15 protein-coding genes and 1 tRNA gene are annotated in these 16903 nt (G+C 47.6%); 10 read left to right on the top strand and 6 right to left on the bottom strand.

Features of this window, described 5'->3' with window-relative positions:
• The first annotated feature begins 34 nt into the window (after positions 1-34).
• From pyk to ACFOEK_RS18915, 6 genes are all read left to right on the top strand, one after another.
• A complete protein-coding gene (gene pyk, locus ACFOEK_RS18890; RefSeq protein ID WP_386723032.1) occupies positions 35-1483 on the top strand; it encodes a pyruvate kinase in 1449 nt (482 codons plus the stop codon).
• 142 nt (positions 1484-1625) lie between these two features.
• The gene (locus ACFOEK_RS18895) at positions 1626-2690 is read left to right on the top strand and encodes a DUF2860 family protein (RefSeq protein WP_386723033.1); all 1065 of its coding nucleotides are present in this window, start codon (positions 1626-1628) and stop codon (positions 2688-2690) included.
• 23 nt (positions 2691-2713) lie between these two features.
• Positions 2714-3763 (top strand): alpha/beta hydrolase family protein, encoded by a 1050-nt coding sequence (locus ACFOEK_RS18900; protein WP_386723034.1) that lies wholly within the window; start codon positions 2714-2716, stop codon positions 3761-3763.
• Between the two features lie 393 nt (positions 3764-4156).
• Positions 4157-4435 carry a hypothetical protein gene (locus ACFOEK_RS18905; RefSeq protein ID WP_386723035.1) on the top strand — a complete coding sequence of 93 codons (279 nt, stop codon included), beginning with the start codon at positions 4157-4159 and terminating at the stop codon, positions 4433-4435.
• Between the two features lie 92 nt (positions 4436-4527).
• Positions 4528-5313, top strand: a complete 786-nt coding sequence (locus ACFOEK_RS18910) for a helix-hairpin-helix domain-containing protein (protein WP_386723036.1) — start codon at positions 4528-4530, stop codon at positions 5311-5313.
• Between the two features lie 47 nt (positions 5314-5360).
• Entirely contained in the window at positions 5361-5549 is a 189-nt protein-coding gene (locus ACFOEK_RS18915; protein ID WP_386723037.1) for a CPXCG motif-containing cysteine-rich protein, read from the top strand.
• Positions 5550-5571: 22 nt separating this feature from the next.
• On the opposite strand, the gene hisA is transcribed toward ACFOEK_RS18915, so the two are convergent.
• Positions 5572-6330, bottom strand: coding sequence for a phosphoribosylformimino-5-aminoimidazole carboxamide ribotide isomerase (gene hisA / locus ACFOEK_RS18920; protein ID WP_386723038.1), 759 nt, complete (start codon positions 6328-6330; stop codon positions 5572-5574).
• A gap of 275 nt (positions 6331-6605) precedes the next feature.
• Between hisA and ACFOEK_RS18925 the strand changes: the two genes are divergently transcribed.
• The 4 genes from ACFOEK_RS18925 to ACFOEK_RS18940 all read left to right on the top strand — a co-directional run bounded on the left by ACFOEK_RS18925 (position 6606) and on the right by ACFOEK_RS18940 (position 13099).
• On the top strand, positions 6606-7262 hold the full coding sequence (locus tag ACFOEK_RS18925) for a c-type cytochrome (RefSeq protein ID WP_386723039.1): 657 nt from the start codon (positions 6606-6608) through the stop codon (positions 7260-7262).
• A 205-nt stretch (positions 7263-7467) separates the two neighbouring features.
• Positions 7468-9525 (top strand): hypothetical protein, encoded by a 2058-nt coding sequence (locus ACFOEK_RS18930; protein WP_386723040.1) that lies wholly within the window; start codon positions 7468-7470, stop codon positions 9523-9525.
• A 155-nt stretch (positions 9526-9680) separates the two neighbouring features.
• A complete protein-coding gene (locus tag ACFOEK_RS18935) occupies positions 9681-10220 on the top strand; it encodes a hypothetical protein (RefSeq protein ID WP_386723041.1) in 540 nt (179 codons plus the stop codon).
• Positions 10217-13099, top strand: a complete 2883-nt coding sequence (locus ACFOEK_RS18940; RefSeq protein ID WP_386723042.1) for a multiheme c-type cytochrome — start codon at positions 10217-10219, stop codon at positions 13097-13099. The genes ACFOEK_RS18935 and ACFOEK_RS18940 overlap by 4 nt, the downstream gene beginning before the upstream one ends.
• On the opposite strand, the gene ACFOEK_RS18945 is transcribed toward ACFOEK_RS18940, so the two are convergent.
• The 5 genes from ACFOEK_RS18945 to pth all read right to left on the bottom strand — a co-directional run bounded on the left by ACFOEK_RS18945 (position 13065) and on the right by pth (position 16868).
• Complete coding sequence (locus ACFOEK_RS18945) at positions 13065-14225, bottom strand: GGDEF domain-containing protein (RefSeq protein WP_386723043.1); 1161 nt, start codon at positions 14223-14225, stop codon at positions 13065-13067. The genes ACFOEK_RS18940 and ACFOEK_RS18945 overlap by 35 nt on opposite strands.
• 225 nt (positions 14226-14450) lie before the next feature.
• Complete coding sequence (locus ACFOEK_RS18950; RefSeq protein ID WP_386723044.1) at positions 14451-14648, bottom strand: hypothetical protein; 198 nt, start codon at positions 14646-14648, stop codon at positions 14451-14453.
• Positions 14649-14863: 215 nt separating this feature from the next.
• A tRNA-Met gene (locus ACFOEK_RS18955) sits at positions 14864-14940 on the bottom strand.
• A 90-nt stretch (positions 14941-15030) separates the two neighbouring features.
• The gene (gene ychF, locus ACFOEK_RS18960; protein WP_386723045.1) at positions 15031-16122 is read right to left on the bottom strand and encodes a redox-regulated ATPase YchF; all 1092 of its coding nucleotides are present in this window, start codon (positions 16120-16122) and stop codon (positions 15031-15033) included.
• 161 nt (positions 16123-16283) lie between these two features.
• A complete protein-coding gene (gene pth / locus ACFOEK_RS18965; protein ID WP_386723046.1) occupies positions 16284-16868 on the bottom strand; it encodes an aminoacyl-tRNA hydrolase in 585 nt (194 codons plus the stop codon).
• Between the last annotated feature and the right edge of the window lie 35 nt (positions 16869-16903).

Consider the following 16903-nt stretch of genomic DNA (forward strand, 5'->3'; position numbering starts at 1 on the left):
CGTATGTATTCCTGAAAGGCGAGGGAGAGTCACTATGTTAAGACGCACCAAGATAGTCGCAACGCTTGGGCCTGCCACCGATTCTGATGAATCACTTGAAGCCATCATCCGAGCGGGTGTGGATGTGGTTCGATTAAATTTCTCACACGGAGAAAGTGAAGATCACATTCAGCGTGCGCAACGGGTTCGTTGCATCGCTGAAAAGCTTGGGCGCTTTGTGGCGGTGTTGGCCGACCTGCAAGGCCCTAAAATTCGTATTGCGAGGTTTAAGCAGGACAAAATCAAACTCGAGGTTGGTGATTCGTTTGCATTGGATACGCGCTTGGGTGTCTCTGACGGTACTCAAGAAGCGGTGGGCATTGATCACGAAGCGGTGATTCGAGATACCAACCCTGGCGATATCTTGTTGCTGGACGATGGCCGAATTGAGCTATTGGTGAAGTCCAACGACGGCGTTCGTATCGAAAGTGAGGTACTGATCGGTGGTGTCTTGTCTAATAACAAAGGCATCAACAAGAAAGGCGGTGGTTTGTCTGCAAAGGCGTTGACTGATAAAGATAAAGCCGATATCAAGATTGCGGCGCAGTTTGATGCCGATTACGTTGCGGTGTCTTTCCCCCGTGATGACAGTGACATGTTGGAAGCCCGGGCCTTGCTTGAGGCGGCAGGGTCAAACGCGGGGCTGATTGCCAAAATCGAACGTGCCGAGTTGGTGGCCGACCACGACATGCTGGACGAAGTGATTCGTGTGTCGAATGGCGTGATGGTCGCTCGTGGTGACTTGGCGGTGGAAGTGGGGGATGCCGAGTTGGTGGCGATTCAGAAACACATCATCGAACGTGCGCGTTGCTTAAACCGCGTGGTGATTACCGCCACCCAGATGATGGAATCCATGATTACCAGCCCGATGCCAACACGTGCAGAAGTGTCGGACGTAGCCAATGCCGTGATTGATGGCACCGATGCGGTGATGTTGTCAGCGGAAACGGCGGTGGGTGAATACCCGGTGGAAGTGGTTGAAGCCATGCATCGTATCTGTGAAGGTGCGGAGCGCAGTCCGACCACTCAGGTGTCTCAGCATCGCATTCATGAAGCCTTTGAAGACATTGACGAAGGTATTGCGTTTTCCGCCATGTATGCGGCCAACCATCTGCAAGGCGTTAAGGCCATTGTCAGTATGACCGAGACTGGAAAAACGCCATTGTTGATGTCGCGTATCCGTACCAAAATTCCTATTTTCTCTTTTTCTGCTCAAGTCAGTACGCAGCGCCGCGTAGTGCTGTTTCAGGGGGTGCATACCATTCCCTTTGTCGCTGCCGATGTGGATAACGAGAAGGTCAATCAGTTTGCTATCGACACCCTGCTAGAGAAAGGCATCGTCGAGCAAGGCGACCTGGTGATTCTCACCAAGGGTAACTACATCAACGCGCAAGGTGGTACCAATACTATGAAGATTCTCCGGGTTGGAGATGATATTCATTAACGGGAACGACCCGGAGGTTCCCTGGGGAACCTCTGAACAAGTCCTGTCTAGCTCAGCGGTTCTCTAGCTTAAGCTAATCTTAATTTCCTCTGCGATACCGTTAACTCTCATTTGACAGCATTCAGCTCAAAGGGAGTTAACTATGGTATGCGTTTCTGGATTCATTCATCCAATCAAAGCCCGACTGCTTACGACTACGTTAGGCTTGATCGGGTATTTCCTCTCATCGATCAGTTATGGTTCGGACGTCTCCAGTACCGCCGGCTCGGAGTTTCAACCGGGTTGGGGTGGTTTCATACAACTGGCGGTGTTGATAAGTGAGAGTCAGTCGCTGTCGGCGGTGAGTGATGGGAATGAGCGACTCAGTTCATTATCTCAGAACGCTAAATCTGATACCGAAGGTACCTTGACGCCTTTGGGGGAAGTGAATTACACGCTGGACAATCGGCAGACCCAGTTTTACGCAGGCACGCCGCAAGACGGCCTGATGGAAGGCAATCCTATATTTGAACTGGGGCTTCGTCATGAGCTGCAGGGTGGCACGCTTCTGACCGCAGCCTTATTACCTAAAGTGCCAGGCTTTGATGAAGTGTGGGAAGACCCCTATCTGACAGGATCTAAACGGGAGCGTGGTGACAGTACTATGGTCGGTGGTTATGTCTCTGCCGAGTATCTCTATGGTGGCCCGATATCGCTGCGCTACGCCTACGCGACTCTGGATGTCGAGGATGAAGCGTCCGGTCAGTCACTATTAAATCAACCGGGTGGGCTAACTTCTGAGGACATTCGCCAGCTACGACGCGATGCAGACTTCCATCAAGCTGAGCTCTCATTAACCTTGCCTTTCTCACACGCCTTGTATGTGATTCCGGCCATCCGTTACACCTTGGCGGATGCCGACGGTGAGGCCTTCAGTTTTGACCGCTATAGCGGTGAGCTCTTCATTGTCGAAACCGTTGACAGTTTGGAACTGAACGCAGGCGTGAGCTATGACGTCTCTGAGTATGAGGAGAGTCATCCAGTCTTCGATAAGACGCGAGAAGACGATCAGTTTTCAGCTGTGGTCGGACTGGGGTGGTTAGAGCCCTTCGATTGGCAGCAGATACGCTTGGACGTATTGCTCTCCTACAGCAAGCGCGATTCCAACATTCACTTCTATGATCAGGAAGACACCATGGGGCTCGTGGGCGTGGCGTATTCGTTTTAAGGTGTGGTTAAGGAGAACAACTCATGTGGATACGTGTCAAACAGGCTCTAAATCCGATACTCAAATTGAGCGTTATGATGTGGCTCTCGGTGATTGCTCATATCAATGTAGCTCATGCCGAGGTGGTTCGTTTCGAATATGGCGTGAATCATTTGGAAGGGCATTACCTATCGCCGACCAACGATCAGCCTGCGAGAGCTGTGCTGTTGTTTGTACATGGTGATGGCGCGGCACCGTATGATGCCAACGGCTTCTATGAACTCATCTGGCAGCCTTTACGTGATCGAGGCTATGCCATATTCAGCTGGGATAAACCTGGCGTTGGAGGCTCCTCCGGCAACTGGTTAGCGATGTCGATGGCTGATCGTCAAGGCATAGTTGCCGCAGCGGCGGAAACCATTCAACAAGAGTATGGCTTCGACGCGAGTCAGACGGGCGTGATTGCATTCAGCCAGGCGGGCTGGGTGGTGCCGGAATTGTTAGCAGACACGTATTCCCGGATTGGTTTTGCTGTTGGTATCGGGTTTGCTACTTCATGGATTGACCAAGGCCGATATTTTACCGCCACGCGTCTGATGCTCGAAGGGGCCACTCCTGAAGAGATCAAAGCCGCGGTGGCAAATCATGAAGATGAGATAGCCTTCTTTGATACATCACCGAGTTATGGCGCGTATCTTAAACGGACTCGGGAAGCACCGATGACGCGAGATCGCTATCATTTCGTGTTGCGAAACTACCAATCCGATGCGTCTCAAGCCAATTGGGCAATACAGCGCCCGACGTTACTCTTATGGGGCGATACGGACTTCAATGTGGATGCGACTTATGAATTCGCGCAGTGGCAAGAACGCCCAACCCCGTGGGTTTCCACAAAGATGATAAACAATGCCACGCATGCGATGTTACGAGCAGACCTGTTCAGTGAGCCCGGTTTTGGCATGGCGGAGTGGTTGAAAATTCTGTGGTTGGAAGAAGAGGCATTGGCCCCGGATTTCTTACCGACCCTGTTCAAATGGCTGGCAATTCAGACGCCGGAACGGAGCTTCCAGCCTGACATGCTGTCTGAACAGTAATCTATGGATAAGGAATGAAAACTGTTCATTCCTTACTCTTAAATATGACAGTTTAATGAAGCTTTTGTTAAAAGCATTGTGCGGGAAAGTTGGATCAACTAGGGTAAATAAGTGACGTCATTACGTCACTCGATGTTGGTGTTAACGAATCAATATCTCACACATCACTGTCTTATTAAAAAGATACAAGGAATGAACCATGGCTAAGAAAGTAAAAGCGAAAGACATCAAAAAAGAAATCAAAGCGCGTAAGGCTAAAATTGCTAAGCAAACTAAAAAAGTTGCGAAGCTTAAGAAAGCGTTGAAAAAAGCGTAATCATTCCTGGGAAAGGGGCTGACGCTCCTTTCCGGGCGCTCTTCTGAATCTGACTTCCCTCCTTGAGCGATTCTTTAATGACAGTCTCTGATTCTTCAAAGAAAAAAACAAAAGAGAATAAGCCCAAGTTGTCATCATCGACGGACGTGAATCTTTCATCAAAAAACTCTTCAAGTTATGTGTCTGAGAAATCTGTGAGCAAAGTCGGGAAAGACAAGTCCAAAAAGAACACCTCACTGAGACTGGACAAGAAAACGCTAAAAGCATTGAAGATGGTTGCCATTGAGCAGGAAACCAGTGTACAAAAGCTTATTGAAGGCTTGATTGAAGACTTTCTGAACAACCGGGCGCAGTAATATTGACTAAGGTCAGTTAAGGAATAACGTTTGCTGGCCTATGCTAAAGTAGACGGTAACTCTCACTTAGACATAAATCACTTGGACGAATTATGACCATGGCAAAAGATTTGAAGAAAAAGCTGGAAAAAGAACTTGAGAAAGCAAAAGGTAAAAGCTCTGATCTGCTGAACGATATTAATGATCGTGTGAGCTCTACTAAGAAGGAACTTCAGAAACAGGTTGATGAACTGTCGGAGGAAGTACGCAAGCTTCGTAAAGACCCAAGCAAGCAAGCTAAGAAAATCATCAAAGAAATTGAAAAGCAGTATGAAAAGCAGCTTAAAAAAATTCAGAAAGAATTTGATGAGCGTTTGGAAGCGCTGCTGGCAGCAAAAGACAAGATCATTGCTCAGTTAGAAGACGAGCTATCGTCACGTTTCCCTTCGGCCTTCCCGAAAAAAGAAACAAAGAAAGACGCTGTAAAGAAAGAAACGGCGAAACCTGCAGCAAAAGCTGCACCGAAAAAAGCACCAACCAAAGCATCCACTTCTAAAGCGGCTGCTCCGAAGAAAGCACCTGCCAAGGCTGCGACACCAAAGAAAGAATCTGCTCAGAAAAAGACACCGGCTAAGAAAACTGCTGCGAAACCAGCCACAGCGAAAGCGGCCAAACCAGCAGCTAAATCAGCAACTAAGCCTCGCAACAACGTTGCGCCTAAAATTGCTGCCATGTCAGGTGTTGGCCCTGTGACGGTTAAGAAGTTGGCAGAAGCTGGCTTTAATTCGCTAGAAGACATTGTCGATCCAAAGCGAGCCAAAGACCTGGAAGCTTTTAGTAAGGTTCGTGGCTTTGATACATGGCAAACCCAAGCCAAAGAGTTATTGGCTGCCAAGTAAGCGTGATTACATCAGCAGTCTTTACGTGATAAGCCGGAGAAAGGTGGATGAATCCAATTGACTACCAAACCATTCAATGCCCCTATTGCGGCGAGTGTTTTGAAGTCTTGCTGGATTCGTCCATGCTCGGTGAAGAATACATTGAAGATTGCCAGGTGTGTTGTCGCCCGATTTATTTCTTTATGACGGAAGAATCGGGCGAACTGGCGGTCTCGGTGCGTACAGAAAACGATTAGTTTACTGTCGCACGATCAATGATCAGTTCGATTGATTCCAATCGATACACTCTTCTAGCGTTACCCCGTTACCACCAAAAATATCCAAGGCACTACCAATCGTTAAATCCACCTTTCCTGTGGATAACTGATGCACCAGTTTCAGATCATCCAGACTGCGTGCGCCGCCTGCATAGGTTACCGGGATCTCACAAATCTGCCCCAGAAATTCGACCAGCTCTGTGTCGATGCCGGCCTGTAGGCCTTCCACATCAGCCGCATGAATCAAAAATTCGGAACAATGGCCAGATAATTCTTTGATGGTGTCTGCGGTGATTTGGGTTTGTGTGATGGTTTGCCAGCGATCGGTAGCGATGTTCCAACTGGAATCGGTTCTGCGACAGCTCAAATCCAAGACAAGGTGCTCTTTACCCGTTTCGCGCTTAATGGCTTCCAAACGATCCGAAGACAGTTCTCCACCTTCAAACAAATAAGATGTCACGATCACATGTGACGCTCCGGCTTCTAAGTAATCGGCAGCGTTTTCGTTGTTGACGCCACCACCGAATTGCAAGCCTTGTGGCCAAGCGCGCAAGGCGTTTAATGCGGCTTCTTGATTACCTGGGCCTAAGGCAATGACGTGACCACCCATCAGCTGATGATCTCGATAAAGCTCGGCATAGTAGGTTGAATCATAAGGGCTGACATAGTTGGTATCGGCGCCTTCATCGTTCAGGCTGCCTCCGACGATTTGCTTTACTTTGCCTTGGTGTAGATCGATGCAGGGACGGAATAAAGTCACGTGGGCCTCGGTTTTTCGACAGTAACAATCAGTTGCGCGCCATTATACCGGATGCGACTCCGTTGCGAAGTGCTGAAGTAGAATTCTTATCACTCCGATGTTCACGGTAAAACACGTATAAGACGTATGGATAAATGCAAGGTTATTGATCTGCCTCAAGTTTTTGTTAGCTGACTCCATATAAAGTGCCTGCCTTGCTATTAGCCCTAGTGATTGTGGTGATATAGCAAATGGATTCTGTGTTGATATTGGATAAGGCTTTCTTGGGAGTGGCTATGTCAAAATTTACCATTAAGTTGTGGGTGTTATGCAGTGCTTTGCTGTTGGCGTTCCAGACTCAGGCGGACCTTAACCAACAGTATAAATTGTTGGAAACGATTCAAACCAACCCTCAGACATTAATTGAGTCGGCAAAGCAGGGTGAAGAGAAAGCCAGTTTGTGCGGATTTTGTCATGGTGTGGATGGCAATACCAAGCGTGACTTTATTCCCAACCTGGCTGGGCAAAACGCCAAGTATTTGATCAATCAGTTTGAGCAGTTTGCTTCCGGTAAACGTAAGAATTACGTGATGAGTCAGTTAGCGGATAAGCTATCGCTGGAAGAGCGCGTTAACTTGGCGATTCATTTTTCACAGCAAGAGGCTAAGCCGTTTGTTCCTAAGAAACCGAATAAAAAATTGGCGGATGCATCTTCTCAGAACGGGCAAACCGAGTTTCAGGCTAAATGTCAGATGTGTCATGGCGTGAAGGCCGAAGGTTGGGATCAGTTGCCAAGGTTAGCCAGTCAGCCGGCTGAATATCTGATGAAGACTTTAAACAAGTTCAAGACCGACCACCGAGATCGTAATCAATCGCCGATGACGTCCATTGCCAAGCAACTCACAGATCAAGAAATTCGTGACATTGCGGTCTTTTTATCTGGCCTACAATAGTTTTATGTAGCTTGCAAGTGGTGTTCAAAATCGCAAGAACAGCATTGGATTTTGCAAGTCTGTGAATGAGACTCATTCTTCTTGATGTGTGTCAATGAAGGATGAGGTTTTAATACTTGAGGCTTTTCATCAAGTATTTCGACTATAGAATGAGAATCATTATTAAATACTGGCTGAGCCAACTTCTGATGATTCGAGGTTTTATATGTTGAAATCACACGCGTTCTTTCATGGCACCCGCACCCGTTTATCCTGTGCACTTTCTGCTGCAATTTTCTCTCTTTCCTTACCGATAGCATTACAAGCACAACCTCAGGTTGAAGTGCTCGATGAAACGCTTGATCCGGCTGCCAATTTCTTAGCCTATACCGAATTTGAATTGTCTGGCGAACCTTTAGTAGAAGCCCTCGGGTTGGATCTTGACGTTTTGGACCCGGACGCCCGCAACCAGCCAACGGTCTTTGATTATGCCGCCGGCATTGAAAGTTACGAGTACTCGGAAGAGGCGATGTACGCGTTGAATTATCAGTCGCAGATGGGGCCGCATATGGTCAACGGGCCGTTAAATCAGCAACGCGGTGGTACGCTGAACGCACTGAATGAGCGTATTCAGGTATTGGGTCAGGCGGTTGGTCGAGACATGTCCGAGGTTCCAAAAAACTTATATTTGATTTCTTTGCCTTACGCGTCGGGGTCTCCTCGTTTTCAAAGTGAAGTGAATGCGACTTCGATTGGTTTGCATCGACTTGAATACAAGGTGAATGGTGATTATTTGTTTGTTCAGGAAAACATCCCGGCTTATATTCGCGACTATAAAACCTTAGCCTGGGATGCGAACAGCTTCGACCGCACGCTGGTGCCCGCGGCGATTGGTGGCATTCTTTTGAAAGAAGTGATGTGGTCGCAGGATTTTCTTGGCGGCATGCATGTAACTGAATCGGACGAAGAGGTTGAGGCTGAGAGTGCAACGATGGACCACTCAGATACCTACAGTTTAGGTGTTTCCGCATTTGATGGCTTCAATGGCATGGTGTTGACCGAGCAGGCCATAGATAAATTACTGATCCTGCGTGATCAATTGCTGTTCGATGGTAAGACCTTAGGGGTTGCGTCAAAAGACGCGAAGCGTGTGTGGTTCCCGCATCGTGTAAGGGTTGATGAGAAGCAGACGTATGGCGTCAATGCCATCGCTAAGCTAACGGTCGAAGATGGACGTTCTCACTTACGTGATCAGTGGCAACTGTTGTGGCCAATGGCTGAGTTCTATGCAATGACGGATCAACGCGAGGCGAATACCAATCAAAACCCGGCCTTTATGGCGGTGTTTGATGGCGCGCCTTTTGAGGCGGCTCCGGTTAACAATACGGATGCTGATACCAGCAACGATGTTGCCAGTAACGACGCCTTTACTGTGGTGTCTGAGGTGTCTGAGGCGGTGTTTCGTAACCTCCAGCAAGGCCACTTCAATAGTACGTTTGGCACCTTTGTGGATGAAGTGTCCGTTCAAGGCAAGGCTGGGCAGAGCGTTACCAGTTTCGATGCGGCTTATTCGCTGGTGGCGTTATCCATCTACCAACGTGCGTTAGATGCCATGCCGGTGGGTTATGCATCCGGGGAACCAGGTGAGTCACGTCTACATACTGAGCAAGGCAAAGCAGCGTTGGCGATGCTTCGTGCACAGGCGGACTTTCTGATCGAACACCTGATGGATGCGCAAGGCTTGGTTTCTGAGTCTGCAAATCTGTCTGGCAAGACAGTGACGGCATCCAAGGTTAAAAATCTGGATGCCCAGTTTGCCGCGGTTCGTGGCTTGACCGCGGCTTTCGGTGCGACCAACGATGCCAAGTATTTCAAGGCAGCTCGTAAAGCTTACATGGCAGCCGAACAACACATGTACAGCCCAAGCTTGAAAACCTGGATGGATCAGGACGGTGTTGCTGAATATACACCTAACACTTTAGCAGCCATTTCAGGGGCCCTTCGCTCGGCCATGTTGAGTTTGAAGAATCAGGAAGGGGAAACGCTTGCTGGTTTGGATTTGCAAACCTTGGTGGCCCGTTATCAAGATTGGTTTGTGGGTGTCGTCAATGGTGGCATGCAGTTATCTGAGTGGTTGGCTGACAGCGGTGAGCACGTTTTGTTGGGGGTTGGTTTAGAAAAAGGTGATGCCGATCAAGACGGTATCAAGCAGGTGAATTATGCGGGTGGCAAGTATGGAATTGCGCCTGTCTTGGCGAACAAGGCTCGTATTCACAGCAAATAACCTGTTAAGTTAATTGTCTGTTCAACAGTGGCCGGAGCCATTAGCTCCGGCCTTCTTGCGTTATATCAACATCGTATCTGATGATTTTGGATAGGATTTCTAGAAACGTACACGATTGAACTTTTACGCTGATATATCAGTGTCTGGTTGTTTTTATGAATGCCCCTTTGTCTTCCTCGACCGTTTCTTCTGAAAATGAACGTCTTTCATGGACGCAATCGCTTAAAGGTTATTGGTTAAAGCAGGCGTATCGCCATAAAAACGCTGAAAAGCTGATGTATGTGATGTTTGTGTCAGGCTTTTTACTGTGGGATCAATTATCGCTGCCATGGACAATAGAGCGTTGGTTGTTGCTGGCGCATATGGTGATCGGCGTTTCTCTGTTTCTATGGACTGTTGGGATGTTCTGGAGTGCGCATCGTCGTTTGTTGATGCGCTCTAAGAAGTCATTTTTAAGAATTACAGGCCGAATGACTGAAGCCCTGTTGGTGCTCTGTGTCAGCAGCGGTGTTTACCTCTTCTTTTACGGTGTCACCGGAAATACGCTGAGCGTATTCATTCAGGACGTCCATTTCTATTCCTCGTTAGTACTTACGCCGCTGGTATTTCGACACGCCTTGCGTTGGAGTGTATTGAACTTGAAGTCGTCCCGGTTGGTGAGTTTCTTTGCGAATCGCAGAGGAGACAACACATGAGCCTTCGCCTTAGTTGTATTTTGCTGCTGTGGATAACTTTATGGCCGTTGGCGTCTTTCGGGATGGCGCACAATAAAAGCAGCTCCTTTGTTTTGGATGACGCTCGAAACCGAATAATCAGCGCCAACTTTGATACCGGCTCCGTCAGTACTCTAGATAAAGCGTCAGGCGAGCGTCTCAGCGAAGTTCGAATCGGGCAAGACATACGTCGAATTGCGTTATCGTCGGATGAGTCGTCTGTGATCTTGGCGACCGATTACTTGGCCGACGAAGTGGTGTTATTGGATGCTGACAGCTTGAAGGAACTCAATCGTATCGAGGTGCCGTCTCGTCCGTTTGGCGTCGTGTTTGATTCCGAAAAGCATCGTTTCTATGTGACCAGTTTTGAGCAGCATAAGCTGCTGGTGGTATCGACTGATGGTGATCTAGTGGCGGAGATTGATACCGCTGAAACGCCACGAGGTCTTGCCTGGCTAGAGGATGGTCGCCTGTTGATCTCGCATGCATTGACCGGTGAAGTGTCTATTTACTTAACGGAGTTTGAGGTGCCTAAGCTGGATAAGGTTATTCAATTGGCAGAGACGCCTTCGCATCCGATAAAAACCACCCCGCAAGGCAGGCCAAGACGCTTGGATAATATCGCAATTTCATCCGACGGTTCACAAGCCTGGCTGCCGCATGTGCTGTGGTCGTTTGGTCATAACTTTCAATTCCAGTCGACAATTTTTCCTGCTGTCTCCGTGCTGGATTTAACTCCAGGAAAAGAACAGGAGAGGGTGGAAGAGCGTAAACAGCTGTTCCAGCAAATTAACATTCTTGAAAAGGGCAATAAGACGCGCATCGTTTCTAATCCGCATGATGCGGTATTTACTGAAGGGGATCAAAAAGTCGTTGTGAGCTTAGCGGGTTCCGAAGACTTAATGGTGTTTGATCTTTCTCGACAGGGAAAAGCCAGCAAGAAGCGTCATCGTCGTAAGAAATTTCAAGGCGGCGCAAAAGTCACACAGATCTACCGTCACGTTCCTGGGGATAACCCGAAAGGCTTGGTTACTCAGGGACAACGGTTGTTTGTGCAAAATGCGATGAGTCTTGATGTATCTACGTTTAATTTGGGCGATGGCGGGCCGTTTTCTAAAATCAAACTGGAAAAGGAGGTGTTTGCTGAGCTGGTATCGGAAGATCCGTTACCTGCGCCGTTACGCCTCGGTAAAAGCTTATTCAATTCGGCCAATAGCGATGATTATTCACCGAGCATTGCGGGTGATTTTTGGATGAGTTGCGATTCCTGCCACATCGACGGGTTTAACTTTACTAACCGTTATTTGTTAAACGACGGTCAGAAAGATAAATATCAGAACGCGCTGACCGGGCATGTGGACGTGCGTAAGATGATCGCCGGTGATCCGGTCGGCGCTTATGTCGACATCATTCAAAAAACGCAGGGTGGTATGCCTGGGATTGATCCAGAACATCCACCGGTAGCGGTCGCAAAGCAGATGACCGCTTTGAATGCTTATGTTCGAGCACAGGAAAATCTCCCGTATTTATCAACCTGGCTACGCCTGGATGACGAGACGCCTTACGCTCATCCTGAAGATTGGATCAATTCGGCCAAGTGCGCCGATTGCCATAGTACCATTTACGATCAGTGGGCCGACTCCAATCATGGCATGAACATGGATCATCCCTTCTACCGTTTCCATGAGGACTTTGCTGCAAAAGAAGAAGGCGAGGAATTTCGGGTACTCTGTCGTGGCTGTCATGCGCCTCAGATGGTCATCAATGGTGAGAGCCAGGCTTTCTCCGAATTTGGTGATATGCGTGAAGCGGGTGGTGCATCGTTAAAAAACAGATTGTCTCACGGCCTGGCTGTCAACGAACGGGGCACTGGTTGTGAGTTCTGTCACCGTATCGTGAAAGCGGAGAATGCCGGTGGTAACGCCGATATGACGGTCAACCTAAAAGATCGAGCCAGTTATATCTTTGAGAATGTGGATAACCCGGTAGCACAATGGCTGGCGGATAAACAAATCAATGCTCAACCGGGCGCGCATAAGGCGTCGTATTCTGACCCCTCTCTGTATCAGGATTCGCTGTATTGCGCGACCTGTCATAATGAATTCACCACGGGCATGGGCGCGAACGTCAATGATAATTACGGTGAATGGCTGGCCTCCAAATTTAATAACCCTGACGAGCCTGAACAACATAAAACCTGCATTGATTGTCATATGACTCCAGATGTCACGCATTTCTCTGCCCAAGCAGGGCGCTCTACCGAGGGTGGCCCAATGAAAGCTCAACTGCGTTCTCATCATTTCACCGGAGGGAATTATTACTTCACCGGCATGCGCAGTGCGGAGCATCAACAGCTGAGTGTGGATATTCTGAAAACCGCCGCCACATTAGCCGTGACGTTGAATAATGGCGAATTACAGGTCGCAGTAACAAATGAGCGTTCGGGTCATCATTTACCGGGTGGATCACGACGTCAGGTGTGGTTAGAGGTGATCGCGACTGATGAGCAAGGGCAAACTCTCTTCGAGAGTGGTGTGATGAGAAATGGTTATATCCCAAAAGACAGTCGTAAGTTCATTAAAATCGGAGTGGATGAAGACGGGCAACCGGTAGGCTTACGGTTCTGGCGCTATGTAAAAATTGGCAAAGACACGCGCATTGCTTCTGGTGAAACGCGCGTAGAACACTTCTCGTTACCTGATTATAGCGGCGAACTGACAGTCAGCGTTCGTCTGCTTTACCAAGTGTTTTCAAAGCAATTGGTAGAGACGGTACAGGCGGCGTTTCCTGACGAAGACATTCCTGAGGTTGACGTCGTTGAAATGACTAAGCAGCTTGTTCGTTTTCCACCGCAATCGTGACTTGATTTCGGCCATTATTCTTAGCTTGGTAAAGGGCTTTATCTGCCGATGCTAAAAAGTGATCGAGATCCGTCAGGCTTTTCGGAATGCTGGTGTTAAGGCCAATGCTGGCGGTAATGGTCAGACGTTGACCGTCAGGAAGCTCAATGGCATTGGCTTGAAGTGCGCGTCGGAAACGATCAGCAACCTGAATGGCGGCGCGACCATCGGTATCGGGCAGAATCACCAAAAACTCTTCGCCACCGTATCGACCCACTAGATCGGTTTCTCTGAGTGTGTCTTTGAGTGTCCAGGCTGCAACTTTCAATGCCTCATCGCCAGATAAGTGGCCAAACGTGTCGTTCACTTGCTTAAAGTGATCCAAATCTACCAGGAAAATAGACAGTGGACTTTGTTGGCGAATCGCTCGCTGATATTCCTGTTGATAGTGTTCCATCAAATGTCGACGGTTCGACAAGTGGGTTAAAGGATCAGTGGTGGATAAAAAAGTGACTTGGGCTTCACGCTCTTTCCATCGCGAGATAGAGGTATGACCAATAAACACCAGCAGTCCTAAGTGGCCACTGACAAAGGTCAGCATTGTCATTAACCAAATTGGATCACGGTAGGGTTCTGCTTGATTCTGAACAATCGGCGCGTACTCCAGATTGTTCGTTAGCATAAAGACATTGAATGCGATGAAGATCAGTAAGCCACTTCCGAGACTGGTAAAGATCAAACGCCGGTCAAATAGAATCAGGCCTATGATCGGAGCGCCGGCTAACGCGATGCCGGTACCCATCGAATAGACACCGATATAGAACAAAATAAAGACGTTCACCATTACATAGCTGAACACGCAAACGTGGGCATACCAGCGGGATTCTCGGTCTTTAATGAAGTTGCCGATCATCGTTAAGATCAGACTATAAAGTGAACACACACTGGAGATTTCGAGTAGCTCAACGTACCCCTGCCGATTGATATTTGAAGCAGCGTCAGTGAGCAACAAGGTGAATGATAACAAGATAGCAAAGCAACCTAGTGTCAGTGCGATTAAGGTAAAGATGCACTGAGATTTTTCTACGTAGCTACCATCAAAAATTGTGTTGCTGAAGTGCGTGATTCTTGTTCTAAATTGGGTCATGCGGACAAGCTAATTCTTATCTTTGTTCTTATTTTGATCAGTTTAGAGCTTTTAGTAGCGCTTGTATTGTTAAAAAATGTTAGGAAAGAACTGGGTGGCGGGTTTTGTAACTTATATGACGTGAAGGATCATTTGGCTTCGATGATCCTGATAAGTGGTTGAACGCTATTGATTTACTGATTAGCACAAAGAAGTGTCAGTGTGAGCAAAAGTAGAGTATTCAGTTTATTCATCGTTGTTTTGTACTTTGAGCTTTTCTTTAAGTCTTTCTAGCTTAAATGTGAGGTAATTTCCTTGAATAATGGTGATTAAGAAGACTGTGTAGAAAGCAATGTTCTTCGTTTCTTCGTCCAGGCTTTGCCATTGCCAGATGGAAAGCGAAAACCCCAGGCCGTAAACTATGATGACTAGAATTCTATTCATGTGAATGTGTAAATACTCATACATTTGAGCGACGCAATATGTTTGCTTATTTGATAATTGAGAAGCACGCGGGCTTTATTTTGAGTGTTGTGTCATGTTATCTCTACTCAAAGGTCGAACTTGATAATGAATAAGAATGAGCTGAGAAGGGCAGTGATAAAATAGAAGGACTAAAACGAAAAAAGCTCGCTTTGAAAGCGAGCTTTTAGAATAAGTGGTAGCAACGGGCAGACTTGAACTGCCGACCCCAGCATTATGAGTGCTGTGCTCTAACCAGCTGAGCTACGTTGCCACTTCAGGCTGCGCATTATGCGGATCGAGAGGGTTTCTGTCAACACATAAGCGCTAATTTTTTAGATATTTTTTTAGGCGATTTATTGCGTTAAACGTTGAAGCGGAAATGAACCACATCACCGTCTTTTACGATGTAATCTTTGCCTTCTAGGCGCCATTTACCAGCTTCTTTTGCACCTGATTCACCGTTGTACTCGATGAAATCGCCATAGCCGATTACTTCGGCACGGATGAAGCCTTTTTCGAAGTCGGTATGGATCACGCCAGCGGCTTGTGGTGCGGTTGCGCCAACTTTAACGGTCCAGGCGCGCACTTCTTTAACGCCGGCAGTGAAATAGGTTTGAAGGCCAAGCAGTTCGTAGCCAGCACGGATTACACGATCAAGGCCAGCTTCTTCCATACCAAGATCTTCTAGGAATTCTTCTTTCTCTTCGTCGTCTAATTCTGCGATTTCTGCTTCCAGCTTATTACAGATTGGCACAACGACAGCGCCTTCTTTTTCAGCAATGGCGCGAACTGTGTCTAGGTGCGGGTTATCTTCGAAGCCGTCTTCGTCCACGTTAGCGATGTACATGGTTGGCTTATTGGTGATGAGGTGGAATTGCTTTACTTCTTTCCATTCGTCATCAGAAAGCTCAAGCGTACGTGCTGGATTACCGTTTTCGAAGTGTTGGATTAAACGCTCTAGCAGTTCTTTCTGCTTAATGGCATCTTTGTTACCGCTCTTAGCAACACGCTGAACTTTTTGAAGTTGCTTTTCAACGCTTTCAAGGTCCGCCAGAATCAATTCCATGTTGATAACTTCAACGTCATCTGCCGGATCGATCTTATTTTCTACGTGAATAACGTTCTCATTCTCAAAGCAACGAACCACATGCGCGATGGCATCGGTTTCTCGGATGTTTGCTAAGAACTGGTTGCCTAGACCTTCACCTTTGGATGCGCCTTTAACCAAACCTGCAATGTCTACGAACTCCATGGTTGTCGGTAGTACACGCTCAGGATTAACAATGGCTTCCAGTTTGTCTAAGCGAGGGTCAGGCATAGGAACAACGCCCGAGTTCGGCTCAATGGTACAGAAAGGGAAATTCTCTGCATCAATTTCTGCTTTGGTTAAGGCATTAAACAGAGTTGATTTTCCTACGTTTGGTAGGCCGACGATGCCGCACTTAAAACCCATGAGTGATTCCCGTATGTGTTAGGAGTTGAAGCCGTTTAGTGGCTGACTCTCTCGATTCGATAAATTTGAAATTTTAAAGGACGCTATTATAGGGTTTTTTACGAACAGGTATAGGGGAGAGACGATTTAATAGACAGTATGTGGTGTCTAGTGAATGTGCCTTAGGCTTTAAAGCTATGTAACTGATTCATTGCTTTTGATGAATCGCCGGAAAGGAAGGTCGGTAAGACTCTGGCTGCTTCATCGATGCTTGCTTCGATGGCTTGCATCTCTGTAACCGGAGCTTTTTTGAGGACGTAATTGGCAACGAGTTTACTGTCACCAGGGTGGCCGATACCTAAACGAAGACGATGGAACTCTTTGCTGTTGGCCAAACAGCGAATGATGTCTTTTAGACCGTTATGCCCGCCATGGCCGCCGCCTTTTTTCAATTTGGCTGTGCCTGGAGGAATATCGAGTTCGTCATGAACGACGAGGATTTCTTCAGGGGAGATCTTGAAGAAATTTGCCAGAGGACCTACGGCCTGGCCGCTGCGATTCATGTACGTCATCGGTTTTAGAAGATGAACTTCTTCGCCATTGATTCGTACTTTGCAGTACTCGCCTGCGTATTTTTTTTCTGGTCTGAAGTTGCCTTGGTATTGTCGGGCAATTTCATCCAAAAAAAGAAAACCGGCATTGTGACGTGTTTGTTCGTATTCAGAGCCTGGGTTTCCCAGACCTACGATTAAACGAATGTCACTCATGCCGGTTCCTTTAGCTTCTTTCTATGAAAGAGTTA

This window comes from Litoribrevibacter euphylliae (genome assembly GCF_042646085.1).
Lineage (GTDB): Bacteria > Pseudomonadota > Gammaproteobacteria > Pseudomonadales > Litoribrevibacteraceae > Litoribrevibacter > Litoribrevibacter euphylliae.

Coding starts and splice junctions, on each gene's coding strand:
- ACFOEK_RS18905 (WP_386723035.1), top strand. CDS start 4,157: ATGACAGTCTCTGATTCTTCAAAGAAAAAAACAAAAGAGAATAAGCCC.
- ACFOEK_RS18915 (WP_386723037.1), top strand. CDS start 5,361: ATGAATCCAATTGACTACCAAACCATTCAATGCCCCTATTGCGGCGAG.
- ACFOEK_RS18950 (WP_386723044.1), bottom strand. CDS start 14,648: ATGAATAGAATTCTAGTCATCATAGTTTACGGCCTGGGGTTTTCGCTT.
- ACFOEK_RS18895 (WP_386723033.1), top strand. CDS start 1,626: ATGGTATGCGTTTCTGGATTCATTCATCCAATCAAAGCCCGACTGCTT.
- ACFOEK_RS18910 (WP_386723036.1), top strand. CDS start 4,528: ATGACCATGGCAAAAGATTTGAAGAAAAAGCTGGAAAAAGAACTTGAG.
- ACFOEK_RS18940 (WP_386723042.1), top strand. CDS start 10,217: ATGAGCCTTCGCCTTAGTTGTATTTTGCTGCTGTGGATAACTTTATGG.
- ACFOEK_RS18900 (WP_386723034.1), top strand. CDS start 2,714: ATGTGGATACGTGTCAAACAGGCTCTAAATCCGATACTCAAATTGAGC.
- pyk (WP_386723032.1), top strand. CDS start 35: ATGTTAAGACGCACCAAGATAGTCGCAACGCTTGGGCCTGCCACCGAT.
- pth (WP_386723046.1), bottom strand. CDS start 16,868: ATGAGTGACATTCGTTTAATCGTAGGTCTGGGAAACCCAGGCTCTGAA.
- ACFOEK_RS18945 (WP_386723043.1), bottom strand. CDS start 14,225: ATGACCCAATTTAGAACAAGAATCACGCACTTCAGCAACACAATTTTT.
- ACFOEK_RS18925 (WP_386723039.1), top strand. CDS start 6,606: ATGTCAAAATTTACCATTAAGTTGTGGGTGTTATGCAGTGCTTTGCTG.
- ychF (WP_386723045.1), bottom strand. CDS start 16,122: ATGGGTTTTAAGTGCGGCATCGTCGGCCTACCAAACGTAGGAAAATCA.
- ACFOEK_RS18930 (WP_386723040.1), top strand. CDS start 7,468: ATGTTGAAATCACACGCGTTCTTTCATGGCACCCGCACCCGTTTATCC.
- ACFOEK_RS18935 (WP_386723041.1), top strand. CDS start 9,681: ATGAATGCCCCTTTGTCTTCCTCGACCGTTTCTTCTGAAAATGAACGT.